The sequence below is a fragment of the Pedococcus bigeumensis genome, from assembly GCF_039531795.1.
Taxonomy (GTDB): domain Bacteria; phylum Actinomycetota; class Actinomycetes; order Actinomycetales; family Dermatophilaceae; genus Pedococcus; species Pedococcus bigeumensis.
Window position 1 is genome coordinate 1,586,006 of record NZ_BAAAQS010000001.1, and the last position, 25,124, is coordinate 1,611,129.

Consider the following 25,124-nt stretch of genomic DNA (forward strand, 5'->3'; position numbering starts at 1 on the left):
AGGCTCACGACCACCTGCCGAACCGAGGTCACCCATGTCCGTGCTCCGACTGCGCCAACGCCCCCTCCCAGTGCTGGCCGTCGTGGCCATGCTCTGGGCAGCGGCTCTCCTGCTGGTGGCGCCGTCGGCCTCCCTGGCGGGACCCGTCAAGGGGACCCTGGCGGTCATCTCCGTCGGCGACCAGGGCACCGGACTGGTCGGCGCCGTGGCCGGACGGCCCTTCGACGTCGTCGTGGAGGCTCGGGACCCCCTGGGCGCTCCACTCGTGCCCAACCAGGACACCAAGATCCGCTTGAGCCTGGTCACCGGCTCCGGCACCCTGGCCGGCGTCCTCGTGGGCACGATCCCGAAGACGAGCAGCCGGGGCACCATCTCCGGTGCCACCTACTCTGCGTTCGGGAACGGCGTGGAGCTCGGTGTCACGGTCGTCTCTGGGACCGCCCTGAGCGGCACGACCACGACGGTCAACGTGGCAGCGACCGCCGTCCGGGCCCAGGCCACCCCGCGCAGCAGCCTGGACGTCACCGACCCCGGGTGCCCGGCTCCCAGCCCTTCGTCGCCGGTGTGCGGCTTCCTCCGGCTGCCCAACGGTGGCAACGGCACGGTGCTGATGTCGGTCGGGTCCTGCGACACGATCCTCAGCTGCCGCACGAAGTCGGGCACCACCGCTCGGCTGGTCACCGCCGAGGTCTCGCTCAAGGACGAGAACGGCGCTCCGCTCTACACCCCCAGCGCGCCGGCCACGCTCGTCCTGGCCTGCGACAAGACGCTCTGCGGCCAGGGCGGCGTCAGCTCGTTCCCGATCACGATCGACCTGACGAACACCGGAGCCTTCACCCAGGTGCCGGACTGCCCGTCCAAGGGCGTGCTCGGCGCGGGACAGAGCGCCTGCCGCGACACCGTGCAGTCCACCCGCGACAACGCCGGCGACCTCTACAGCGTCATCCTCTTCACCTACGACATCCGGGGCAGCTACCCGTGATGCAGCTCGTCCTGGCCGACCGGCGACAGCCACGGTAGGGGCGCGCGGAGCACTCCGAGCCGCTCCAGGACGACCGAGGCCTCGTGGTCGGCCAGGTCCACCGACTCCAGGTGCGCCCGGACCGCGAGGAGGAACCCTCGCTCGTGGGCGAGGTCAGGTGCCGCGCTCGCGGCGAGGCCGTCACGCAGCGACACCCAGGCGTCGGAGACCTGGCCGAGCACCGCCTGGGCACTGGCGCGCACCCGCAGGGCCGAGGGCAACAGCGTCGCCGCCCCCAGCGTGGTGATGGTCGCGAGGACGCGCTGCGTGGCCGCGAGCGCATCGGCGGAGCGACCGGCCAGGAGGTGGCCCTCGGCGACGGCGACGTCGGTCTCACAGACCTCGTGGGGTTCGTGCAGGGCGTGGAAGACGGAGCGCGCCTCGTCGAGCAGCCGAGCACCCTCGTCAGGGCGTCCCGCCCGGTGGTGGGCCCGGCCCTGCTCACGGAGCACCAGCGCGCGCAGCTCCTCGTCGTCGACCGCCTTCGCGATCCGCAGCACCCCCGCGAGGACGTCCAGGGCCGCGCGGGGCCGGCCCTGCCGGTTCAGCAGGTCCGCGCTGTTGTATGCCGCGTTGGCGGCGTTGGCTGCGTCACCCACCTTCTCGAAGCTGGCCGCCGCCCGCTGGAAGCCCTCGAGCGCCTCGGTCCAACGCCCTTGCAGCAGTAGTCGCATGGCGATGTTGTTGTGGGCGTGCGCCTGACCGCTCAGGTCCCCGAGACCGGCATACAGGGCGAGGGCGGTCTCCCCGTGGTCCATCCCGGAGCTCGAGCCGGTGAAGACCTCCACGCCGTGGAGCACCAGGTGGGCCTGGGCGAGGGCGTCGTCCTGACCCGCGTGCTCGGCGGTCTGCACCGCCTCGTGGGCACACTGCGCAGCCTGCGCATAGCGCCCCTGGCTCATCAGCACCACGCTCCTGCGCGAGAGGAGCCGGGCGCGGGCCGCCAGCGCGTCGGGTCCCTCGGCACCGTCGAGGATCCGCAGGCCCGTGGCGGTGCGTCGCAGGGCGACCGGGTGGCGGCCCTGGCGCTGCGCGACCTTGGCAGCCTTGAGCGACAACGCTGCCGACCGCACCGGCTCCCCCATCCAGAGGTGCCTGGCCTGGGCGTAGGCGCGGTCGGCGTCACCGGACCGGCCGCAGAGGAACAACGCGTCGCCCCACGACTCGAGGTCGGCAGCCCGCTCGACGCTGGGCACCGACCCGGACCGCAGCGCGGCCTCGGCCGCCTGGGCGTAGGCGTGGGCTGCGGCCTCGGGAGCGGCCGCGCCCAGCGCCTTGGCTCCCGCGCGCCGGGCGCACTCCCACGCATCGGCGAACCGTCCGGCGGCGAAGAAGTGGTGCGCCAGCACCTCCGGCCGGCGGCTCCGGACGCGTGGCGAGCGCGACAGCACCTCCCCGACCGTGCCGTGCAGGCTGGTACGCACGCGGATCGGCAACCCGGCATACGCGGTCTCCCGGTGCACCGCGTGCCGAAACTGCCACCGTCGTGTCCCGGCCGGCTCGAGGAACGCCGACAGCTCTGCGACGTCGTCGCGCAGCGTCCGTCCCTCCGGCAGGTCGGCCACCAGCTCGGCGAGCAGCGCGAGGGTGAACGAGTCGCCAAGGACTGCGGCCCTGCGCAACAGCGAGCGCTGGCGGGGTGCCAGCGAGTCGATCTGCACCGCCACCAGCTCCTCCACCGAGAGCGGGAGGTCGTCGATGCGGTCGCCGCGGGCTGCGGCCAGGACCAGCTCACGGATGAACAAGGGGTGGCCGCCCGCTCGCGCCACGAGCGCACGGGCCGCCGCGGGGGGCAGCGGCCGTTCGGGGTCGACCAGCTCGGTCATCAGCTCGCTGGCGCTCGCGCCGAGTGGTCCGAGGACCACCACCAGGCCGTCCACGGGCCTGCTGTCGTCGAGCGCCCGCCGGGTCGTGAGGAGCAGCCACGGCCGCTCCTCGCAACGCGCCGCCAGCTGCTCGAGCACCCGCGCGCTGTCGCCGTCCATGAGGTGGGCGTCCTCGACCACCAGCAACGTCGGCGTCTGCAGGGCTGCCTCCATGACGGCCACCACCAGGCGGTGGAGCGCGTCGGAGCGGAACTCCTCCCCCAGGTAGTCCCCGCTCGCGGCGACCTCGGGGGCGGCGTGGCCGACTGGCTGGTCGGTCGACGACGGCCCGCGCCCGTCACCCGGGTCGGGCGACGAGTCGTCGCCCTGACCCTCGAGCGGCAGGCGGAGCGGGACGTCGAAGACGAGGCCCAACATCGGCAGCATCCCGAGGAGCTGTGGGTCACGGGCCCCGACCACGTCGGCCGCCCTCCGGAACCCCTCCTGCGGGTCGACCTCGGACGACAGCCCGAGGGCTGCCGCCAGCAGGATGCGCACCGTCGCGTAGGGCGCGGTGGCGCCACTGTGCCCGCACTCGGCCTTGAGCACCACGAAGTCCTCGGCACCCGCGAGCACCTCCTCCACGAGGCGGGTCTTGCCCATCCCGGGCTGGCCCACGACCGTGACGAGTCCGCCCTGTCCGTCGCCGAGTCGGTCGAGGGCGGTCCGGATCTGCCCGAGCTCGACCTCGCGGCCGACCATGGCGGTCTCGGCCTGCTCGGCCAGCCGTGAGGTGGCCCGGCCCAGGGTCACGCTGGACACCGGTTCGGCCAACCCCTTGAGCCGCAGCGCGGCGGCCGACTCCACCTCCCACCGGGTGCGGCTGTGGTCGAGCAGCTCGGCCGGCAGGCTGATGCTCCCCGGAGCGGCCCGGGCGGCGAGGCGGGCAGCGAGGTTCACCGCACCTCCCTTGACCGAGTAGGTGCGGCGACTGGCCGGTCCCAGGTCGCCGGTGAAGACGCGACCCTGCGCCACGCCCACCCGCACCGGCAGGCGACCAGGTCGGTCGACCACGTGACGCACCGCCGCGAGGAGGTGGTCCACGTCGTCACCAGTGCTCTGGGGCGCCCCTGCCACCAGCATCACCTTCCCCCCGTCGACGTCGATGTCCGTCTCGTGGAAGGAGACCCCGTGGCGCGTCGTCGCCTCCTGGATCGTGCGCACCAGCTGGTCGATGGCGAGGGTCAGGGCCTCGGGCCCCTCCTCCTCCACCAGCGCGTCCGTGCCGGAGAAGCGGACGAAGGCGGCCGCGGCGACCCGGTGCTCGGGCTCGCGGTTGCCGTGCTCGACGTGGGCCCGCAGCTGCCCGGGCACCAGCCCGGCGCGGTCCGTCGTGGCCCCGCCCACGGCCTGCGGCAGGAGGGTGCCCAGGTCGGGGACCTGCCCGCCATCCCTGGTGCCGATCCAGGTGTGGGCCGGTGGTGCGGTGGCGACGGGTGGGGCGGCGGCGAGTGGGGTGGCGGCTCGCGCGGTGGTGACGGGTGGGAGGCCGCGCAGCAGGAAGCCGGGCCCGGTCGCCTCGCCCACGTACCGCTCAGGCAGGAGTGCCGCGGTGGCCGCGTCGACGAGCACCTGTCCCGCCGAGGCCGCTGCCTCCAGCGCCGTCACCCGACTGGCCAGCGGGCCCAGCACCATGAGCTCGCGGTGGACAGCGGGGTCTCCCGCCAGCACGAGGTGGACGTCGCCGGTGGCCACCCCGGTCGACGCGCGCAGGACGACGGCCCCCACGGAGGTGCGCAGGTGGCCGACGCGGGACAGCTCGGCTCGCATCCTGGCTGCGGCGCGGGTCGCGCGCACCGCCGAACCAGCGCCGGCGGCCAGCAGCAGCACCGCGTCGCCGCCCCACTTGAGCAGGTCGCACCCCTCGGCCAGCGCCGTCTCGACGAGCGGGCCGAACACGTCGTCTAGCACGTCGCTGAGCTCCTCGGCACCCGCGCGACCTCGCGCGGCCAGCCTCTCGGTGAGCCGGGTGAAGCCGCTGATGTCGAGGACGACGAGGCTGCCCGACAGGGCCCAGTGCGCCGGGACCGGCTCGGCCGGCACGGGTCCTCGGAGCAGGACGGGCAGGTACGGCTCGAGCCGCGTGTCGAGGTCGTCCACCGTCACCCCGCGAGGATCCGGCGGGCCATGACGGTCTCGGCAGCTGTCACCGCCTCGACGTTCCCCAGGACGGCGTCGAGGAAGGCACGACGTCCCAGCCCGCGCAGGACGGTCGGCTCGACGGCCCGGACCTGGGCCGTCCGCGGCACCTGACGCAACAGGGCGATCTCGCCGAAGTAGTCACCGGCGTACTCGGTGCGCAGCAGCACGCCGTGGTGCCAGATCTCCACCGCGCCCGACTCGATGATGAAGAACTGGTCGCCCTCGTCGCCCTCGTCGAAGACGAGCGCACCCGCCGGGACCTCGACCCGGGTCAGCTGGCGCGCCAGGCCCTCGAGCGCGGTGCGGTCCAGGGGCGCGAACATCGGCACCGACTCGACCAGGGGCAGTCCCTCCGGCGCACGGAGGGTCAGGTCGAGGCGGCGCATCCGTGGGACCGCGGGGACGACCATCACCGTCACGAACACCCCGAGCAGGGCCATCCCCCACTGGAGGCCGACGAGGACGATCAGCAGGGGCATCACGCCCGCGCCGACCGCCATGGAGGCGATGTAGGCGGAGTCGAGGGTGCCGAAGACGCGTCCCAGCAGGTGGTCGGGCGTGAGGCGTTGCAGCAGGGTGTCGAGGTTGACGTCGACGAGGGGGTTGGCCAGGCCGAGCAGGAGCATGACCAGCACGGCGACCGCCACGGTCGGCCACACCAGGACCAGCACGAGTGGCAGCGACCAGAGGACCACGCCCACGCAGAAGTCCAGCCCGAGCTGCTGGCGTGACGCGCGCGAGAGGGCCACGAAGCCACCCACCAGGGCCCCGACCCCGAGCATGGAGTCGAGGAAGCCGACCCCGGGCGGCCCGAGGTCGACGAGGTCGAAAGCCATCGAGACCACGAAGACGGCCGAGGCGCCAGCGATGAGCGTCTGCGCACAGGTGAGCCCGATGAGCACCCGCAGGTCGCGGTTGCCCCAGATGTAGGCGAAGCCCTCACCGGTCTCGCGCAGGAAGGCCCACCGCTGCGTGGCTGTCGTCTGGGTGGATGTCGTCTCGGTGGATGTCGTCTGGGTGGCTGCCGTCGTGGCACCGGCCGGCTCCGGTTCGAGCGCTGCCCCGGCGGTCGCGCCGGGCGGCGGACCCTCCGATCCGCCGGTGTCGACGCGCACCTCCTCAGCGGGCGTACGAGTCGGCTGCGCGGCCAGTACCGGTCGCACGCCGTAGACGAGGGCGGCCGACCAGAGGAAGGTCGCGGCGTCGAAGACGAGCACCACCTCGACCGAGGTCGCCGCCAACATGCCCGCCGCCAGCGCCGGGCCGGCGAAGAAGGCCAGGCTCTCCAGGGTGCTGGACGTGCCGTTGACCGCGGTCAGCTCCTCCGGCCTCGACACCAGCGACGGCATCATCGCGCGCTGGGCCGGCCGGAAGGGGGTGCCCAACACGGAGGCGAGACCGGCCAGCACGAAGACGACCAGCGGTGGCACGGTCGCCATCGTGGCCGCGACGACCAGGAGCAGGACACACCGCGCGAGGTCGACGCCGATCATGATGCCCTTGCGGGAGTGCCGGTCGACCAACGTCGCAGCGAACGGCGTGCACACCGCCATCAGGATGAACCTCGCCACGGCCCAGACCGCCAGGACCTTGGCGCCACCCACGCTGTAGGCCCACACCGAGATCGCGGTGGCGTAGGCCCAGTCGCCGATCAGCGACCCGCCGAAGGCGAGCATGATGCGGCGCAGGTTGCGGTTTCCGAAGACAGTGCGCACCGCCGTCGAGGACTCGCGAACGGCCCGACCGAGCACGCTCATGCGGTCAGCACCCTCATGAAGTTGTGGGCGCGGCAGGTCCTGCAGCCATGGTGCACCTCCACCCGTCAGGCTGTCAGGGGCCCACCCGCCGTGTCTTCACGCAAATGACGCACACCACGTGCCATGCACACCGTGAGCCGCCGTCAGGCCGCAAACGACCCCTACTGGGTCGCAGCGGACATTTGCCGCAGCTCCTTCTTCAGGTCGCCGATCTCGTCACGCAGCCGGGCGGCCAGCTCGAAGTGGAGGTCTGCGGCCGCCTGGTGCATCTGCGCGGACAGCTCCTGGATGAGGTTGGCGAGGTCATTCGCGGGCAGGTTGCGCAACCGGTCGGCCGCCACCCCGGCGTCGGCCTGCAGGGCGCCCCGACCCCCCCGGTTGGCGTTCTTGCCGCGGGACTGGCTGCGACCCGACCCGAGCAGTGCCTCGGTGTCGGCGTCCTCGCGCTGCAGCAGGTCGGTGATGTCGGCGATCTTCTTGCGCAGCGGCTGCGGGTCGACCCCGGCCGCGAGGTTGTAGGCGATCTGGATCTCCCGGCGGCGCTGGGTCTCGTCGATCGCCTCCTGCATGGACGGCGTGATCTTGTCGGCGTACATGTGCACCTGACCGGACACGTTGCGCGCCGCCCGGCCGATGGTCTGGATCAGCGAGCGGGCCGAGCGCAGGAAGCCCTCCTTGTCGGCGTCGAGGATGCTGACCAGGGAAACCTCGGGCAGGTCGAGCCCCTCGCGGAGCAGGTTGATGCCGACGAGCACGTCGTACTCCCCCATCCGCAGCTCGCGCAGCAGCTCCACCCGGCGCAGGGTGTCGACCTCGCTGTGGAGGTAGCGGACCCGCACTCCCTTGTCGAGCAGGTAGTCGGTGAGGTCCTCGGCCATCTTCTTGGTCAGTGTGGTCACCAGGACCCGCTCGTTGACCTTGACGCGCTCACCGATCTCGTGGAGCAGGTCGTCGATCTGCCCCTTCGTCGGCTTGAGGACGACCTCGGGGTCGATCAGTCCGGTCGGACGGATGATCTGCTCGACGATGCCCTCGCTCTGGGCGAGCTCGTAGGGGCCGGGGGTCGCCGACAGGTAGACGGTCTGGCCGATCCGGTCGAGGAACTCCTCCCACCGCAGCGGCCGGTTGTCCATCGCGGACGGCAGCCGGAAGCCGTGGTCGACGAGCTGTCGCTTGCGCGACATGTCGCCCTCGTACATCGCGCCGATCTGCGGCACCGTGACGTGCGACTCGTCGATGACGAGGAGGAAGTCCTCCGGGAAGTAGTCGAGGAGGGTGTTGGGGGCGGTCCCACGACCGCGGCCGTCGATGTGCATCGAGTAGTTCTCGATGCCGGAGCACGAGCCGACCTGACGCATCATCTCGATGTCGTAGGTGGTGCGCATGCGCAGCCGCTGGGCCTCGAGGAGCTTGCCCTGCTTCTCGAACGCAGCGAGCTGGTCGGCCAGCTCGAGCTCGATCCCCCGGATCGCCCGCTCCATCCGCTCGGGTCCGGCGACGTAGTGCGTCGCCGGGAAGACGTACATCTCCTGCTCCTCGTGGATGATCTCGCCGCTGACGGGGTGCAGGGTGTAGATCCGCTCGATCTCGTCACCGAAGAACTCGATCCGGACGGCCAGCTCCTCGTAGACGGGGATGATCTCGACCGTGTCGCCGCGCACGCGGAAGGTGCCCCGGGTGAACGCCAGGTCGTTGCGGGTGTACTGCATCTGGACGAACCGCCTCAGCAGGTCGTCGCGGTTGACCTCGGTGCCGACCCGCAGGCGGGCCATCCGGTCGACGTACTCCTGCGGGGTGCCGAGGCCGTAGATGCAGGAGACGGAGGCCACGACGATCACGTCGCGACGGGTCAGCAGCGAGTTGGTGGCGCTGTGCCGCAGGCGCTCGACCTCGTCGTTGATCGAGGAGTCCTTCTCGATGTAGGTGTCCGTCTGCGGGATGTAGGCCTCGGGCTGGTAGTAGTCGTAGTAGGAGACGAAGTACTCGACCGCGTTGTTGGGGAACAGCTCGCGGAACTCGTTCGCGAGCTGGGCCGCCAGCGTCTTGTTGGGCGCCATCACGAGCGTCGGCCGCTGCACCTGCTCGACCAGCCACGCCGTGGTGGCCGACTTGCCGGTGCCGGTCGCGCCCAGCAGGACGGTGTTCTTCTCCCCTGCCCGGATCCGGGTCGCGAGGTCGGCGATGGCCGCGGGCTGGTCTCCGGCAGGCTTGAACTCGGAGACGACCTCGAACGGGGCGACCGTGCGCTGCAGGTCTGTCGTGGGACGCATGCGTCCAGCGTAGGCCGACCCCCTGACAGCGCCCGTCTCAGGATGCGGTGAGACGGCCTGCACGGGCGACCGCCCGAGGCGTAGGACTGGACGGTGGCCACCGCAACGAGCCCTCGCGGCACGACCGGTTCCCCGTCCACCTCGGACGTGGGGGCGTTCCGTCGGTGGGCCATGCTCGCGGTGGGGACGCTGGCCCAGACGGCGTCCGCGATCGCGCTCCACGGACCGGCCTTCCTGATCCCCGTCCTGCACACCCGCGAGGGACTCCCGCTCGCCACTGCCGGGCTGGTGAGCGCCGCACCCATGGTGGGCGTGGTGCTCACCCTCGTCGCCTGGGGCGTGGTCGTCGACCGCAGGGGCGAGCGACTGGCCCTCGTCACCGGCCTCACCGTCACGGCCGTCGCCGCACTGGGCAGCGCGACGGCCCACGGTCCCGTGGGCTGGGGCGCGTGGCTCTTCGTCGCGGGCGCGGCCGCTGCCAGCGCCAATGCCGCCAGCGGCCGGATCGTGGTCGGGTGGTTCCCGGCCGGCCGGCGAGGGCTCGCCATGGGCATCCGCCAGATGGCCCAGCCGTTGGGCGTGGCCGTCGCGGCGGTGACCATGGCGGTGCTCGCCGAGCAGCACGGCATACGGGCCGCGCTGGTGGTGCCCGCGGCGGCTGCTGCCCTCGCGTGCCTGGCGGTCGGCGTCGTCGTCCGGGACCCTCCGCGGCCCGCACGCACGGTCGAGACCGCAGGCAACCCCTACCGCGCCGACCGCACCCTGGTGCGGATCCACGGCGTCTCCATGCTGCTGGTCGTGCCGCAGTTTCTCGTGTGGAGCTACGCGCTCGCCTGGCTGGTGACCGACCGGGGCTGGTCCGCCGTCTCCGCCGGCACCCTCGTCGCGGCCACCCAGGTCTGTGGCGCCGTGGGACGGATCGCCGTGGGACACCTGTCCGACCGGGTCGGCAGCCGGATGCGGCCGTTGCGCTGGGTCGCCGTCGCGGTCGTCGTGACGATGGGGCTGCTCGGCGCCGCGGCCCACGAGGAGTGGGGCGTCGCGGTGCTCCTGCTCGTCGTCGCGTCCACGGTCACGGTGGCCGACAACGGCCTCGCCTTCACCGCCGTGGCCGAACGGGCCGGCCCGTTCTGGTCGGGCCGGGCCCTGGGTGTCCAGAACACCGGCCAGTTCCTCACCGCCGCCGCGGTGCCCCCGCTCGCGGGGGCACTCGTGAGCTGGACCGGGTATGCCGTGACGTTCGCCTCCGCGTCCCTCTTCGCCCTGGTCGCGCTGCCGCTGGTCCCCGTGCGGGACGAGCACGCCACGCCTCCCGGACCTGACACACCCCCCGGAATGGCGAACCCCCACTCCCCGTCGGCGATGTCGTGGCGACGCGCGTCACGGATCACGGGCAGGGTGGTCTCACCTGAGGACCGGTCAGGGAAACAGCCGGTCCCTGAGGCGCCTGCCGGCGACGGATGACACCTTCGTCGCCGGCGGGTCCTCGGCTCCGACCCCCACGGTCGGCCGCCGAGCGCCCTCCTGGGGCGTGGTCAGCCCAGCCACGAGGTGACGCCCAGCACCACACCGCCCACGGCGGCGAGGAGCGTCACCACGGCGACCCGGACCATCGGCTGCCAGGGTGAGTAGCCACGGGTCTCGTCGCGCAGCTGGACGAAGCGGCGTCGCACCGACCCGACCAGGAGCACGCTGATCCCCATCGCCGCCGCCCCCGAGGCGGCCTGGAGCGGCCGGCCCGTCCGCAGCGCCACGAGCACCAGCGGCACCAGCGCGACCAACGCGGTGATCGCCGTGCGCTGCCAGGCCAGGGCGGTGCGCTCGGGCTGGAGGGCGTCCCGTCCCGGGATCGCGCTCACCGGCCGGCGACCTCGACCAGGGCGAGGACCAGCGTGAGGCCGCCGAGGAGGACCACACCCCCCGCGAGGACGACGAGCGCTCGCGGTGCCGGCAGGGGCTGGCTGAGCCGCAGGGCACGCTCGACCCGCGCCCAGGCCGTGACGGCCCGGACGGCCAGCACGGCGCCGCCGATGCAGGCAGCGGCCCCCACGAGGGCAGCCCAGCCCGGGAGCGTCGAGAGGCTCGCCAGCGACACGAACGCGATGCCGCCACCGACCAGGGCCAGGGCCGTCCGCATCCACGCCAGGGCGGTCCGCTCGTTGGCGAGGGAGAACCGCGGGTCCGGCTCCTCGCCGACGCCGTAGACGTTCGCGGGTCTGCGCTGCTCAGTCACGCGCCGGCTCCCAGCCGGTGCGGGCGGCCCAGGCCTCGGCCCTCGGGTCCATGGCGTCGAACCACGGCTCCTTGGCGTCGGCGTACTCGCGTACCGTCGCCCCGCTCACAGCGATCCGCAGCTTCTCGGCGGCATACTCCTCGCGGGCCTCGGGCACCGCGCGCATCCAGTCGCGGAACATCAGGGCCCACCGCCACCCGGCGCTCCCGGCTTCCCGCACGTGCACGTGCGCCGGCCGTCCGGGGTCGCTGCTGGCATGGAACCGCTTGGGCCACGGCGCGTCGTCCTTGGAGCTGTCGTGTGCGGCTCCCCCCGAGCGGGGGAAACCCGCCGCGGCCAGGCGGGCGACGAGCGCCTCGTCGTCGGCGTCGGCCAGCGATCGCACGCCCACCTGGAGGTCGATGACGTCCTTGGCGACCAGCCCCGGCACCGCGGTGCTCCCCACGTGGTCGACCGTCAGCGCGAGCTCGCCGAAGGCCAACCGCACCCGCTCCACCAGGCGGGCCGCCTGCGCCGGCCAGCTCGGATCGGGGTCCACCAAGGTCAGCTGGTCGGAGCGCTGCGAGCGTGTGCCGCGACGAACGTTCTCCTCGAACGGCACGAGGCGGGCGTCCCAGAGGTCGTCGACCTCCGCGAGGAGCGCGTCCTTGTCGCCGTCGTTGTCCAGCCAGACGTCTGCCGCGGCGCGCCGCTGCTCGTCGGTCGCCTGCGCGGCGATCCTGCTGCGCGCATCGGCTTCGGTCATGCCCCGGGTCTGCATGAGGCGCTTCACCCGCGTCTCCTCCTCGGCCCCGACGACGACGACCAGGTGGTACCCGGGGCCGTAGTGCTTCTCGACGAGGAGGGGCACGTCGTGCACCACCACGGCATCCGGAGGGGCCCCGGCCACCAGCTCCCGGGTGCGCTCGGCGATGAGGGGGTGGGTGATGGCCTCGAGGTCGCGACGAGCACCGCCGTCGGCGAAGACCAGGGCTCCCAGGGCGGGGCGGTTGAGCGCTCCGTCGTCGTCGAGGACCGCGTCGCCGAAGCGCTCGACGATCGCCGCCAGGCCACGGCCACCCGGCGCCACGACCTCACGGGCCAGGGCATCAGCATCGATGACCAGAGCACCATGCGACGAAAGTCGTTGTGCCACAGTCGATTTGCCGGATCCAATGCCTCCCGTGAGGCCGACGCGAAGCATGTCCCCCACTCTAGTCAGCGAGGCGGGGAGGGAAGCCACCGGTCGCGACCGGCCCCCAGCGGGTCGGAGTGATCCGCAGGATCGACTTGTCCTGGTCGACCATCGCCCGGCGGTACTCGTCCCAGTCGGGGTGCTCCCCCGAGATGTTGCGGAAGTACTCGACGAGCGGCTCGACCGACTCGGGGGCGTCGATCACCTCGCACTCCCCGTCGACCTGCACCCACGCACCGCCGAAGTCGTCGGAGAGGACGACCACGGAGACGTCGCGGCGCTTGCGTGCGTTGGACGTCTTCGCGCGGTCGCGGTAGCTGGAGACGACGATCCGTCCGCTGTCGTCGACCCCACCGGTCACCGGCGACGCCTGTGGTCGGCCGTCCGCGCGACTGGTGATGAGGAGCATGTGGTGACGGGGCCTGACGAACTCGAGGAGCCCGTCGAGGTCGACCTGGGTGTTCGTCGCGATGGTGCGTGCCATCCCCCGAGCCTAGACACGCGGGTCGCGGCTCGCCCCCGCTGCCGCCTCCCCGGGGCCGCGACGTCGCCACCATCGGTGCCAACGGTGACAGCCGCGGAGGGTCAGCGCCGCCTGAGGGTCAACGCCAGGGTCAGCGCCGCCTGAGGGTCAGCGCCGCCTGAGGGTCAGCGCCTGAGGGTCACCGCCGACGAAGGGGTCAGGATGCCGGTGGCACCACGACGGCGTTCGTGCGGGGGCCCTCCACGCCGTGCTCGCGGACACTGCTCACGGCATACCGGGCCGTTCCGGTGCCAGGCTTCGCATCGGTGAACGTGAGCGTCGCGCTGGTGCCCAGGAGCTCCTCCCCGCGCCCGTCGACGGAGCGGTAGATGCGGTACTCCACCACGGTGTCCGAGTAGGTGTGCGGCACGGTCACTGCCGGCGGCGGCGACCAGGTCAGTCGCACCGCGTCGCCGACACGGGTGGCCTTCAGTCGCTGTGGCGGCGGCGGGTTGACCCGCAGCTGTTCCTCGGCGGTGAGCTCGGATGGCACCGACGTCGGGCTGCTGCTCGCCGAAGGGCTCGTCGGCCGCAGCGTGCTCGTCGACGGAGCCGAGACCTGGGGCTCGTGGTCGTCGGTGGTCGTCGTGGCGCACCCGCCGATGGCCAACACCAGGGCGGTCGCGCCGACGGTGGACAGCCGCCTGACCGGATGCTTGGTGCTCATGGCACTTCGACGCCCCTCTCGGAGTCATGGTTCCCCCAGGTTCCCCCCGGTCGCCCGACTGGCGGGGAGCCGGAGCTCCCCGCCAGCCGGTTGCGACCCTGAGGTCACCGGTGCAGGTGGTGCTGCTTCGCCTCCTGGTAGGTGAGCTCGTGCAGCGTGCTCGCCGTCGGGCTCAGCCCGGCGGAGACCCCGCCACCGACCGTGCCGCCGCCGTAGACCAGGTTGGCCCAGTTGTTCTGGGTACCCAGGACCGAGAGGCCGCCGGAGTTGTTGATGTCGGCTGCGACGACACCACCGGTGACACCGTCACAGTTCCAGTTGATCGGCAGGTTGGCGCCACCGGCGGTGGTGCGCTGCGTGCCGTTCGGGCAGAACCAGCGGGTGCGGTAGGTCGCGGCACTGGCGCTCCCGAGCCCTGCGTTCTCGTTCAAGGCCGACTCGTTGAGGTTCGGCAGGGTGAACGAGGAGTAGGTGAAGCTCGGCGGTGTGGTGCCGGTCCGCGGGATGCCGGTCACCTGGAACGCGTAGTTCATCACGCTCAGGTAGTTCGGCTCGTAGTTGGCGTGGTCGTCCCCGCCGTGGCGGAGTCCGAGGTCGTGCCCGAACTCGTGGATGAACGTGCCCACCTTGGCGTCCGAGCTGCCGCCGCCACCCCAGAGCCCGAGCGTCACGACGAAGCTGTCGTTCGGGATGTTGAAGGCGTTGCCGCTGCTGCTGCCACCGTCGTAGCCGTGCGCCCAGATCATGTAGTAGTAGACCTTCGCGCGCGCGGCGTTGAAGTTGGCGGCCTTGATGGCGTTGAACTGCGAGGCGACCGGGTTGAGGTCCGCGTCGAACGGCACCAGGTTGCCTCCACCGAGGTTGTACGCAGCACCACGCGCCGGGCCGGCGTCCAGGTGCGCCCGGATGCCGGTGAGCCCGTCAGGGTTGTTGGCATACGGGGCAGCCGCGTAGGCAGCCACGATGCGGTTCAGGTCCGCGGCGAGTGGCAGGTGGCACGGGCACACGGCCTCGGCCCCCATGTAGTCCATCTCGACGTAGAGGTCCTTGTGGACCGGGCTCGCACCCGGCAGCGGGACGTCGAACGTGCCGTTGCCGTCGGAGTCGAGGCCGTTGGCCTCCCACCCGTCGAGCAGCTTGTCGCCGTCGGTGTCGATCTGCCCGTAGTAGCGGGCCGACATGACCTGGGCCACCCAGGCGAGGCAGTCCGGGCCACCGTCGACGGTGAACCTCGCGCTGGTGTCACCCGGGTGGACCAGGCGGCCGAACGAGATGGTGTCGGTGTCCCACAGGTTGCCCTGGCTGTAGCGCGGCAGGGGCCGGTCGGTCCCGTCCCAGTCCGGCGGGAAGACGTCGACACCGTTCACCTTGCTGAACGGCTCGGAGGCGTTGGCCTGTCCGTCCCCACCGATGAAGGTGGTCCGGAACTCGCCGACCGGGTTCGAGGCTGAGAACCCGAAGGGCAGCGAGGTGGTCATCGCCCCGCCGGAGGTCATGCCGTAGCCGTTGGCCACGACGACCTGGGTGAGCGGGTAGCTGGGCTTGTCGTAGACCACGACCAGCGAGGCGCCCTCGGCGAGCGGTGCCGCCGCAGACGTCTTGAACGGGTCGGCGCCGTCGTGCCGGCTCGACGCGAACCCCTTGAGCGAGTACCAGCCGTTGCCGGTCACGTAGCTGCCGACGTTCGCCCGGTAGGCGTAGCCGGTGGTCGTGCCGGCCCAGCACGGGCTGCCGCCCTGACCGACCTTGATGCCCCGGATGGGCAGTCCCTTGAACGTCCCGGCCGCGAAGGACGAGGACTCCCGGTTGCCCAGGATGGTCCAGTAGAGGTATGCCTCCACGACCTTGGCGCCGGACGGCACCCCGGACACGTAGATGGAACCGGCGCCGCGGTTGCGCAGGCCGACGCCCGAGGCGGTGTAGCCGCCGTGCACCGTCAGCTGTGCGTAGGTGGACGGCGCAGCGCCGGAGACGCCGCCGACGCCCGAGGTCTTCGAGCCGGTGGCGACACCCTTCCCGGGTGGCACCTTCGTGGCGGTGACCGTCGTGGTCGGCGCGGCGGTCGCGTCGACCACGGCCGCCTGGACGGGCGCTTTCACGATGCTGTGCGATGGTGCCGCCGAGGCGGCGGTCTGGGCCGTCGCGGCTGCCGCAGCAAAGGCTGCACCGGCCGTGACGAGCACCGTTGCGAGCCGCGCCGAACGGCGCAACCCGGTAGTGGTTGTTTTCATGTGCGAGTCCTCCCCGAGACTCCTGTGTGCCGTCCGTCGCCGACCCGCACCAGCCCTCCGGTCGTCACCGCGCCCCCTGCGCTGGTGGACGGCCGCGGACCGCGACGTCACGTGCACACCTCACCCTGTGCCGCGTCAGGGACCGACGGTGTCGTTCCCCCCCTGCTGGCGCAGCACCAATAGGTATAGAGGCACTAGCCTGCGTTCGCCATCAGTGAAATGACGTAGACGCTGCGTAGATCCTTCAACATCTACTGGTCGTGATTCACGACATGAAGACACCTCGCGGCGTGCGTCCACGGTCGTCCGCTTGCGGATCGGGCCGGCCCCTGCTGCTCCGGCGGTCACCCTGCTGCCCCGGTGTCTACCCAGGAGGGTCGTATGCCGCGTAGTCCACGCGCGTGACGGGCCGCGTCACGAGCTGCCCGCTCGGGTCGGGCATCGGCAGCGACCGCTTCCCCTGCACCAGCTGGACGCTCTGGGCGAGGCTGTTGGCCGTCACCGTGAAGACCAGCTGGGCCATGGCGAGCGACTGCTCGTGCACCGAGATCCGCTCGAACCCGGTCGGCAGCGTGATCCTGGCGACGCCGTCCTGGTCGACGACTCCCTGCAGTGGGGTGCTGGCGATGGGCAGGGCGCTGCGGATGCCGCGGGCTGCCATGGCGGGCGTGAGCGGCACGGCCAGCCCGACGAAGGACGGCTCGAGCCCGGCCCCGGGGGGCACCGTGCGGGTCAAGCGCACCAGGCGGTCACCCTGCACGAGGTAGACCTGCACGCTCAGCGGCACCCCCTGACGACTGGGACCCGACGAGGTGGACGTCGCCGTCGGAGCGGAGGCCGGGACGGGGCTTGCCTGCGTGCCGATCGAACACGCCGACAGGCCCAGGGCGACGGCGGCCACCACGCCGGCCACGCGGCATACCGGGTCAGGACGAGATGGTGGGCAGCTCGACGACAAACCGGGCACCTCCTCCCGGTCGTTCCTCGACCAGCACCTGCCCCTCGTGCAGCGCCACGTGCCGCTGCACGATGGACAGGCCCAGACCCACGCCGGTGCGCTCGCTCGAGCCTCCCCGCGCGAAGCGCTCGAACACGCGCGCACGGCGTTCGGGCACGATGCCGGGCCCGGCGTCCTCGACCACGATGCGCAGCCCGTGCGCTCCGGGCTCCACCCGGACGGCGGTGCATCCACCACCGTGGCTCTCGGCGTTGCCCACGAGGTTCGCGACGACCCGCTCGAGGCGCCGCTTGTCGACCTCCATGGTCAGGGTGGCGACGCCCGGGTCGACGGTGGTGACGACCCGGCCCGCCGCCGCATCGGCCGCCCGGCGCACCAGGTCTCCCACCCGGACCGTCTCCCGCACCACCTGGTCGCCGGCGTCGTGGCGCGAGATCTCGAGGAGGTCCACGACCAGTGCGCGAAACCGCTCGAGCTCGTCGGCCAGGAGGTCGACGGGCTCGCGCACCGACTCGGGGAGCTGCTCGCGCCGGTTCTGGATGACCTGCATCGAGTTGAGCATGGTCGTCATCGGGGTGCGCAGCTCGTGGCTGACATCGACCGCGAACCGGGCATCGGCCACGACGTGCCGCTGGAGGTCCTCGACGGTGCGGTTGAAGGAGCCGGCCAGCTCCTCGAGGTCGGGGTCGCCGTCGGCGTCAAGGCGCGCGGAGAGCCGGCCGGCCGCGACGTCGGTCGCCACCCGGTTGAGCTCGGTGAGCGGGCGCAGGGCCAGCCGGCTGGCGAACCGGCCGACACCCAGGCCGATCAGCACCGTGACGACCGCGGCCGCCACCAGGCCCAGGGACAGGGCCCGCGCCGTGCGCTGCATCTCGTCGAGGGAGTAGATCTCGAAGTAGCTGCCCCGGCCCTCGTCCAGCGGGAGCCCCACGGCGAGGTGGAGGGTGCCGTCGACGCGGATCCGCTGGGTGGCCCCCTGACCGCTGCCGACCAGGGTCACCAGCGAGGTGGGCAGGCTGGCCGGCCCGAGGCTCGGGGACGTGGCGTACCAGCGTCCGTCGACGTGGGCGAGGACCGCGGCCGAGTCGGTGCCCGGCACTCCCTCGAGCACGGTCGGCAGGTCGGCCACGCCGGTCGAGAGCGCCGTCTCCACCTCGCCACGGTCGAACGAGGTCTCGACGAGGGCAGTCTGTTCGGTCTGCGACACCATGGTGCGGGTCACCAGCGTCCAGGCCAGGCCGGACAGCAGCGCCGAGAGTCCCAGCGCCAGCAACCCGAACCCCAGCGTGACCCGCCCCCGCACCCCGAACCTGCGAGCAGGGAGGAGCCGACGCAGACCCGGCGATCCAGCGCCAGCTCCCCCGCCTGCCACTAGCCCGCCAGCCGGTAGCCCAGCCCGCGGGCGGTGACCACGTAGCGAGGGCTGGCGGGATCGCGCTCGACCTTGGTCCGCAGCCGGCGGATGTGGACGTCGACGATCCGCGAGTCGCCGAAGTAGCCGTAGCCCCAGACCTTGTCGAGCAGGTCCTCGCGGCTGAGGATGCGCCCCTCGGCCACGGCGAGCTCGGCCAGGAGGCGAAACTCCGTGCGGGTCAACGCAACTGGCTCTCCGTCACGGAGCACCACTCCGTCGTCGAGCCCGATCGACAGGTCACCCACCACGGGTCGGCGCGGGCGGTGGTCGACGGCAGGCTCGACCCTCCGCAGGAGCGCACGGATCCGCGCCGAGAGCTCCTTGGCGACGAGCGGCTTGGTCACGTAGTCGTCGGCGCCGGCCTCCAGCCCGGCGACCACGTCGTGGCTGTCCGACCGGGCGGTGACCATGATGACGGGGACGTTGCTGCGGTGCCTGATCTCACGACACACCGAGAAGCCGTCGGTGTCGGGGAGCATCACGTCGAGCAGCACGACGTCGGGCTCCTCACGCGGCAGGTCGGCCAGACCCTGCTCCCCCGTCGCCGCCTCGGACACGTGGTAGCCCTCGTCCTCCAGGGCGAGGCGGAGCACCCTCCTGACCCGAGGGTCGTCCTCAACCAGCAGCACGCGCCGCGTCACTCGGTCAGTATCACACCGTCCCCTCGGACCCGTCCGGAACTTCCTGTCGCCCATGGCGTTCCGTCACGCAATCGTCATGAAGCCCCTGGCCGTGTGACGAAGCATTTGCGGTCCCGTGACGCTTCCCGGCGCGCCCTCCCACGGGTGCGGCGTGGTGCCTAGTTTCGCAGTCGACCTGTCCTGCACGAGCGGGCAGACCATGCAACCAACCTCCATCCACCATCCGAGGAGAATGCGATGATCCCCAGGACACGTCGGCTCGCAGCGGTGGCCACCGCCTGCACTGCGAGCCTCGGACTGGCTGCCTGCGCGAGCAGCACCGGCACCACGAGCGGCACTTCGGCCAGCAGCGGCACGGCCGTCAAGGGCGGCACCCTGAACATGCTGGGAACCGGCGACGTCGACTACATGGACCCGAACGTCAGCTACTACTCGGGTGGCTACGTCGCACTGCGACTGTGGAGCCGTCAGCTCTTCACCTATCCCGCCATCAAGGACCAGGTCACCAAGGCTGCCCCCGACCTCGCGACCGCGATCCCGACCGAGGGCAACGGCATCAGTGCCGACGGCAAGACCTACACCTTCACCATCCGCCAGGGCGCCAAGTGGGACACCTCTCCGGCACGGCAGGTGACCGCCCAGGACATGGTCCGAGGGGTCAAGCGCACCTGCAACCCGGTCCAGCCGTTCGGCGGCCTGCCGGACTACGCCGACCTCATCGTCGGCTTCCAGTCGTTCTGCGACGGCTTCGCCAAGGTGGCCAAGACGCCGGCTGCCATCGCGGCCTACGTCGACAAGACCCCGGTGGCCGGCCTCCAGGCCAAGGACGACCAGACCGTGGTCTTCCAGCTCACCCACCCGGCCAGCTACTTCGTCGACATGCTCACCCTGCCGTCCTTCTCGCCGGCGCCCAAGGAGTACGACGCCTACCTGCCGGCCAGCCCCGAGCTCGCCGCCCACACCATCTCCGACGGCCCCTACAAGGTCGACTCGTACACCGCGACGAAGAAGATCACCTTCAGCCGCAACCCCGCTTGGGACCCCGCCACGGACCCGATCCGCAAGGCGTACGTCGACAAGGTCGTCATCAACGAGACGGTCAGCCAGGACTCGATCCAGCAGCAGCTGCAGACCGGCACCCCGAGCGCCGACATGGCCTTCGACACCTTCCCGCCGCCTTCGCAGCTGTCGGCCCTGATCGCGAAGAAGGACCCGCTGCTCAACCTCGGGGAGGGCTCGTCGAACAACCCCTACCTCGTCTACAACACCGTCTCGCCGACCAACAACAAGGCGTTGCAGAAGAAGGAGGTGCGGCAGGCGCTCTCCTACGCGCTGAACCGCAGCAACATCATCCAGGTGCTCGGCGGACCCAAGGTCAACCCGCCGCTCACCCACGTCCTGCCGAGCAACGTCGTGGGCGGTGAGCAGAACTTCGACCCGTACCCGAACGACCCGGCCAAGGCGAAGTCGATGCTGGCGGCCGCCGGCTACCCCAACGGCCTGACGCTGAAGATGTTGTACCGCAACGCTTCCGAGGGGCAGAGCAAGGCGTTCCAGACCGTGCAGCAGGACCTGTCGAAGGTCGGCATCAAGGTCGTCGGCGTCCCGTCCCCGAACGCTGACTTCTACACGAAGTACCTGCAGGTGCCGACCGTCGCCCAGCGCGGCGTGTGGGACATCGCGATCGCCGGCTGGGGAGCCGACTGGTACGGCAACGCGGCGCTGTCGTTCTTCAAGCCGCTCTACTTCGGCAAGGCGGCCTTCCCGCCGGCCGGCAGCAACTTCGGCTTCTACGACAGCCCGACGACCAACGCGCTGATCGAGCAGGCCTCGACGGCCAAGACCGAAGATGAAGCCAGGGTCCTGTGGGCCAAGGCCGACCACCAGGTGATGGACGACGCGATCTTCTTCCCGATCACCAACCCGATCACTGCGAACTACCGGGCGGCACAGCTGATGAACGCGGTCTACATCCCCGCCTTCCAGCAGTTCGACCCCGCGAACGTATGGCTCGCCGCGGGCAAGCAGGGTGGCTGAGGTTCCGTCATGGCACTGCTGGAGGTTCGCGACCTCGAGGTCGCCTTCAACACCGCCGACGGTGTCGTCCAGGCCGTGCGGGGACTCTCCTTCGACGTCGAGCGTGGCAGCACGCTCGCCATCGTCGGAGAGTCCGGCTCGGGCAAGAGCGTGGCGACCCAGACCATCGCCGGCCTCACCCGCGGCGCCCGGGTGAGCGGCACGGCACGCTTCGACGGCATCGACCTCATCGGTGCCGACCCCGAGGTGCTGCGCCGGGTGAGGGGCGCGCAGATCGGGATGATCTTCCAGGACCCGCTGTCCAGCCTGCACCCCTACTACACCGTCGGCTGGCAGATCGTCGAGATGATCAGGGCGCACCGCAAGGTGACGAAAGCCGCTGCCCAGCAACGGGCAGCGGAGCTCCTCTCGATCGTCGGCATCCCCCGGGCCGAGCAACGGATCCATGACTACCCGCACCAGTTCTCGGGTGGGATGCGCCAGCGCGTCATGATCGCCATGGCGATGGCGCTCGATCCGGCGCTGCTGATCGCCGATGAGCCCACGACTGCCCTCGACGTCACCGTCCAGGCGCAGGTGCTGGACGTGATGCGCAGCCTCCAGGAAAGGTTCGGCACGGCCATCATCCTCATCACCCACGACCTCGGCGTGGTCGCCGAGATGGCCGACGAGGTGGTGGTCATGTATGCCGGGTCGGTCATGGAGCGCGCACCTCGCCGGACCTTGTTCTACCGGAACCACCACCCGTACACCGAGGGACTGCTGGCGTCGCTGCCGTCCCAGGGCGGTACCGGTCAGCGACTGACGCCGATCCCGGGGTCGCCACCGTCGCTCATCAGCCTGCCGCCGGGCTGCCCGTTCGCCCCCCGTTGCCGGTATGCCTTCGACCGGTGCTGGAGCGTCGCGCCGCCACTCGACACCGTGCACGACGACCCGGAGCACCGCTCCGCCTGCTGGCTCGCCGACGACGCCCAGGCTCGCAGGGCGGCCCAGGCCCGCGATGCCGGTCCGGCTGCGAGCACCGGCGACCGCGCGCCGACCCCGGCCGGAGTCGGGTCATGAGGCCCGAGGTCCTCCTGCGCGCCGAGGAGGTCACCAAGTCCTTCCCCGTGCGCTCGTCTGGGCTGCGCCGCACGCACGACGTGGTGCAGGCCGTGGCGGGCGTCAGCCTGGAGATCCGTCGGGGCGAGACGCTGGGCCTGGTCGGCGAGACCGGGTGCGGCAAGTCGACCCTCGCGCGCTGCCTCGCCCGGCTCTACGACCTGACGTCGGGCACGGTGACGTTCGAGGACCGCGACATCAGCACCCTGTCCGGCCGCGAGATGCGTCCCCTGCGCCAGGACATCCAGATGATCTTCCAGGACCCCTACGGTTCGCTGAACCCCCGTCGGCGCGTGGGCTCGATCATCGGCGACCCGTTCGTCATCCACGGGATCGGCGCCGCGGCCGACCGCAAGCGCACCGTGCAGGAGCTGATGGAGCGGGTCGGACTCAACCCGGAGCACTACAACCGGTTCCCGGCCGAGTTCTCCGGCGGCCAGCGGCAGCGGATCGGGGTGGCCCGCGCGCTCGCGCTGCGACCCAAGCTGGTCATCTGCGACGAGCCGGTGTCCGCCCTGGACGTCTCGATCCAGGCACAGATCATCAACCTGCTCGTCGACCTGCAGGACGACTTCGGGCTCACCTACCTGTTCATCTCCCACGACCTCTCGGTGATCCGTCACGTGAGCGACCGCATCGCGGTGATGCACCTGGGCAAGATCGCCGAGCTCGCGCCCGCCGACCAGCTCTTCGACCACACCCGGCACCCCTACACCAGGTCTCTGCTGTCCGCCCTCCCCCATGCCGACCCGGACGTGGCCGACAGCCGGGAGCGGATCGTCCTGGTGGGAGACCTGCCCACCCCCACCAACCCACCCTCGGGGTGCCGGTTCCACACGAGGTGCCCCAAGGCCCGTGAGGACTGCGCGCTCACCGACCCGCCGCTCCAACCGGTGCTCGGGGACGGACCGGTGCACCTGACGGCCTGCCTGCACCCGCTCGCGGTGGGCGAGGACCTCTCGCTGGCCAGGCCCCGGGTCCGCGACACCGAGATCGACGCCCGGTCGAGCCGGGCCGAGGAGGCTGAGTCCGCATGAGCGACACCGCAGACGTCGTGGCCGTCATGAGCCCGTCGAGCGGCGAGCCCGACCCGTACACCACCACGCAGGCCACCGCGGCGACCGGCATCGAGGGCCGCACGCCGTGGCAGCTCGCATGGCAGCGGCTACGGCGCGACCGGGTGGCGATGGTGTCGCTCGTCGTGATCGGTCTCATCGTCCTGATGGCCGTCGCAGCACCGTTGGCCGCGCTGGTGACCGGGCACCCGGTCAACGAGCAGTACCGCACCACCGGGCTCACCCCGGACGGCCTCCCCCGCGGTCCCTCGAGCGAGTTCTGGCTCGGGACCGACGACCTCGGCCGCGACATCCTCGTCCGCATCGCCTACGGAGCGCGCATCTCGCTGCTCGTCGGGGTGGCCTCGACGGTCCTGACCGTGGTGATCGGGGTGGTGATCGGGCTGGCTGCCGGCTTCCTCGGCGGGCTCGTCGACACCGTGCTGGCCCGCCTCATCGACGTCGTCCTCTCCGTGCCCTTCCTGCTGGTGGCGATCGCGCTGGTCTCCATCACGGGGCCGAGCCTGCTCGTCACGGTGCTGGTGATCGGGTTCTTCAGCTGGGCGTCCGTGGCCCGCATCGTGCGGGGTCAGGTGCTGTCGATGCGGGAGCGCGAGTTCGTCGAGGCCGCGCGGTCACTGGGCGCCTCGAACCCCCGGATCATGTTCGTCGACATCCTGCCCAACGTGCTCGCGCCGGTGATCGTCTACGCGTCGCTGCTCATCCCTGTGGTCATCGTGGTCGAGGCGACCCTGTCCTTCCTCGGGCTGGGCCTGGCCCCGCCGACGGCCGACTGGGGCGGCATGATCAGCGAGGCCCAGACCTACTACACGACGTCCTGGTGGTTCGTCGTCTTCCCCGGCGCCGCGCTGCTGGTCACGACGCTGGCCTTCAACCTCCTCGGCGACGGCATCCGCGACGCCTTCGACCCGCGCTCCGAGCGCCTGATGGCGAAGTGAGGACGTCATGGTGCGCTTCCTGATCCGACGAGTGGCGCTGGGCCTCCTCGTGCTCTGGCTCATCACCGTGGCGGTCTTCGGCCTGTTCTTCGTCGCCCCCAACAACGTCGCCCGCACGCTCGCCGGCCGGCAGGCGACTCCCGAGACGGTCGCGGCCATCTCCCACCGGCTCGGCCTCGACCAGCCGTTGTGGAAGCAGTACCTCGACTTCGTGGGCAACGCCCTGCACGGCGACCTCGGCTACGACTACTACCACCAGGTTCCGGTCACGACGATCCTCGGGTCCGCCCTGCCGATCACCCTGTCCCTGGTGTTCGGCGCGGCATTCCTGTGGCTCGGCCTGGGGGTGTTCAACGGGGTCATCTCGGCCACCCACCCGCGATCGTTCACCGACCGGTCGCTCACCGCGCTGAGCTTGTTCTTCTACTCGACCCCGACCTTCCTGCTCGGCATCCTGCTGCTCTACCTGCTGTACTTCCGGCTGACCCTCGCGGGGCACACGGCCTTCCCGGCCGGGGGCTACGCGCCCTTCGGGGGTGGCCTCGGCCCCTGGGCGCAGCACCTCGTCCTGCCGTGGTTCACCCTGGCCCTGGTGTCGGCAGCGACCTACACCCGGCTGACCCGGGCCTCGATGCTCGACGTCCTCGGGGAGGACTACGTCCGGACCGCCCGGTCCAAGGGGATCAGCGAACGACGGGTGATCGTGCGGCACGGGTTGCGAGCGGCGCTCACCCCGATCGTCACGCAGTTCGGGATCGACGTCGGGTCGCTGCTCGGCGGGGTGGTCGTCACCGAGACCGTGTTCAGCCTCCCGGGGCTGGGCAAGACCGCGATCGACGCGATCAACCAACAGGACCTGCCGGTGATCATCGGGATCGTGCTGTTCGCGGCCGCCGCGGTCGTGGTCGCCAACATCCTCGTCGACCTGGCCTACGCGGTGCTGGACCCTCGCGTCCGCCTGCACTGAAGGGGGCGCACCCCTCTTACCCCGGCTCTTCTGGCCACCTGTGCCGCACCGGACCCCATTTCGCGCAGCTGGTGCCGCGCGGGTGGCCAGAAGTCGCTCGTGGACGCCG

General features: G+C 71.5%; 19 protein-coding genes. 7 read left to right on the forward strand and 12 right to left on the reverse strand.

Annotation, left to right across the window (positions count from 1 at the left end; all coding sequences use genetic code 11):
* Positions 1 to 34: 34 nt before the first annotated feature.
* Positions 35 to 982, forward strand: coding sequence for a hypothetical protein (locus ABD262_RS07625; protein WP_344133503.1), 948 nt, complete (start codon positions 35 to 37; stop codon positions 980 to 982).
* Here ABD262_RS07625 and ABD262_RS07630 read toward each other — a convergent pair.
* The 3 genes from ABD262_RS07630 to uvrB all read right to left on the reverse strand — a co-directional run bounded on the left by ABD262_RS07630 (position 973) and on the right by uvrB (position 9,055).
* Positions 973 to 4,992: an AAA family ATPase gene (locus ABD262_RS07630; protein WP_344133506.1), complete on the reverse strand. Its 4,020-nt coding sequence runs from the start codon at positions 4,990 to 4,992 to the stop codon at positions 973 to 975. The genes ABD262_RS07625 and ABD262_RS07630 overlap by 10 nt on opposite strands.
* Complete coding sequence (locus ABD262_RS07635) at positions 4,989 to 6,785, reverse strand: MFS transporter (RefSeq protein WP_344133509.1); 1,797 nt, start codon at positions 6,783 to 6,785, stop codon at positions 4,989 to 4,991. The genes ABD262_RS07630 and ABD262_RS07635 overlap by 4 nt, the downstream gene beginning before the upstream one ends.
* Before the next feature lie 161 nt (positions 6,786 to 6,946).
* Positions 6,947 to 9,055 (reverse strand): excinuclease ABC subunit UvrB, encoded by a 2,109-nt coding sequence (gene uvrB, locus ABD262_RS07640; RefSeq protein ID WP_344133512.1) that lies wholly within the window; start codon positions 9,053 to 9,055, stop codon positions 6,947 to 6,949.
* A gap of 93 nt (positions 9,056 to 9,148) precedes the next feature.
* Here uvrB and ABD262_RS07645 point away from each other — a divergent pair, with 93 nt between their 5' ends.
* Positions 9,149 to 10,519 (forward strand): MFS transporter, encoded by a 1,371-nt coding sequence (locus ABD262_RS07645; RefSeq protein WP_344133515.1) that lies wholly within the window; start codon positions 9,149 to 9,151, stop codon positions 10,517 to 10,519.
* Between the two features lie 71 nt (positions 10,520 to 10,590).
* On the opposite strand, the gene ABD262_RS07650 is transcribed toward ABD262_RS07645, so the two are convergent.
* The 9 genes from ABD262_RS07650 to ABD262_RS07690 all read right to left on the reverse strand — a co-directional run bounded on the left by ABD262_RS07650 (position 10,591) and on the right by ABD262_RS07690 (position 18,896).
* A complete protein-coding gene (locus ABD262_RS07650) occupies positions 10,591 to 10,914 on the reverse strand; it encodes a DUF202 domain-containing protein (RefSeq protein ID WP_344133518.1) in 324 nt (107 codons plus the stop codon).
* Positions 10,911 to 11,288: a YidH family protein gene (locus ABD262_RS07655; RefSeq protein WP_344133521.1), complete on the reverse strand. Its 378-nt coding sequence runs from the start codon at positions 11,286 to 11,288 to the stop codon at positions 10,911 to 10,913. Before ABD262_RS07655 ends, ABD262_RS07650 begins: the two co-directional genes overlap by 4 nt.
* Complete coding sequence (coaE, locus tag ABD262_RS07660; RefSeq protein WP_344133524.1) at positions 11,281 to 12,471, reverse strand: dephospho-CoA kinase; 1,191 nt, start codon at positions 12,469 to 12,471, stop codon at positions 11,281 to 11,283. Before coaE ends, ABD262_RS07655 begins: the two co-directional genes overlap by 8 nt.
* 10 nt (positions 12,472 to 12,481) lie before the next feature.
* The gene (locus tag ABD262_RS07665) at positions 12,482 to 12,946 is read right to left on the reverse strand and encodes a PPOX class F420-dependent oxidoreductase (protein WP_344133527.1); all 465 of its coding nucleotides are present in this window, start codon (positions 12,944 to 12,946) and stop codon (positions 12,482 to 12,484) included.
* 196 nt (positions 12,947 to 13,142) lie between these two features.
* Positions 13,143 to 13,652, reverse strand: coding sequence for a hypothetical protein (locus ABD262_RS07670; RefSeq protein WP_344133529.1), 510 nt, complete (start codon positions 13,650 to 13,652; stop codon positions 13,143 to 13,145).
* A gap of 104 nt (positions 13,653 to 13,756) precedes the next feature.
* Positions 13,757 to 15,883 carry a hypothetical protein gene (locus ABD262_RS07675; protein ID WP_344133532.1) on the reverse strand — a complete coding sequence of 709 codons (2,127 nt, stop codon included), beginning with the start codon at positions 15,881 to 15,883 and terminating at the stop codon, positions 13,757 to 13,759.
* A gap of 364 nt (positions 15,884 to 16,247) precedes the next feature.
* Positions 16,248 to 16,796, reverse strand: a complete 549-nt coding sequence (locus ABD262_RS07680) for a GerMN domain-containing protein (protein ID WP_344133535.1) — start codon at positions 16,794 to 16,796, stop codon at positions 16,248 to 16,250.
* Between the two features lie 13 nt (positions 16,797 to 16,809).
* Entirely contained in the window at positions 16,810 to 18,144 is a 1,335-nt protein-coding gene (locus tag ABD262_RS07685) for an ATP-binding protein (protein ID WP_344133538.1), read from the reverse strand.
* Positions 18,145 to 18,212: 68 nt separating this feature from the next.
* Positions 18,213 to 18,896, reverse strand: a complete 684-nt coding sequence (locus tag ABD262_RS07690) for a response regulator (protein ID WP_344133541.1) — start codon at positions 18,894 to 18,896, stop codon at positions 18,213 to 18,215.
* A 237-nt stretch (positions 18,897 to 19,133) separates the two neighbouring features.
* Here ABD262_RS07690 and ABD262_RS07695 point away from each other — a divergent pair, with 237 nt between their 5' ends.
* From ABD262_RS07695 to ABD262_RS07715, 5 genes are read left to right on the forward strand one after another with little or no spacing between them, the layout of a single operon-like run.
* Positions 19,134 to 20,933, forward strand: coding sequence for an ABC transporter substrate-binding protein (locus ABD262_RS07695; RefSeq protein WP_344133544.1), 1,800 nt, complete (start codon positions 19,134 to 19,136; stop codon positions 20,931 to 20,933).
* Between the two features lie 9 nt (positions 20,934 to 20,942).
* A complete protein-coding gene (locus tag ABD262_RS07700) occupies positions 20,943 to 21,995 on the forward strand; it encodes an ABC transporter ATP-binding protein (protein WP_344133547.1) in 1,053 nt (350 codons plus the stop codon).
* Positions 21,992 to 23,071, forward strand: coding sequence for an ABC transporter ATP-binding protein (locus ABD262_RS07705; RefSeq protein WP_344133550.1), 1,080 nt, complete (start codon positions 21,992 to 21,994; stop codon positions 23,069 to 23,071). Before ABD262_RS07700 ends, ABD262_RS07705 begins: the two co-directional genes overlap by 4 nt.
* Positions 23,068 to 24,048, forward strand: a complete 981-nt coding sequence (locus ABD262_RS07710; RefSeq protein ID WP_344133553.1) for an ABC transporter permease — start codon at positions 23,068 to 23,070, stop codon at positions 24,046 to 24,048. Before ABD262_RS07705 ends, ABD262_RS07710 begins: the two co-directional genes overlap by 4 nt.
* Positions 24,049 to 24,055: 7 nt before the next feature.
* The gene (locus ABD262_RS07715; RefSeq protein WP_344133556.1) at positions 24,056 to 25,015 is read left to right on the forward strand and encodes an ABC transporter permease; all 960 of its coding nucleotides are present in this window, start codon (positions 24,056 to 24,058) and stop codon (positions 25,013 to 25,015) included.
* Positions 25,016 to 25,124 lie beyond the last annotated feature (109 nt).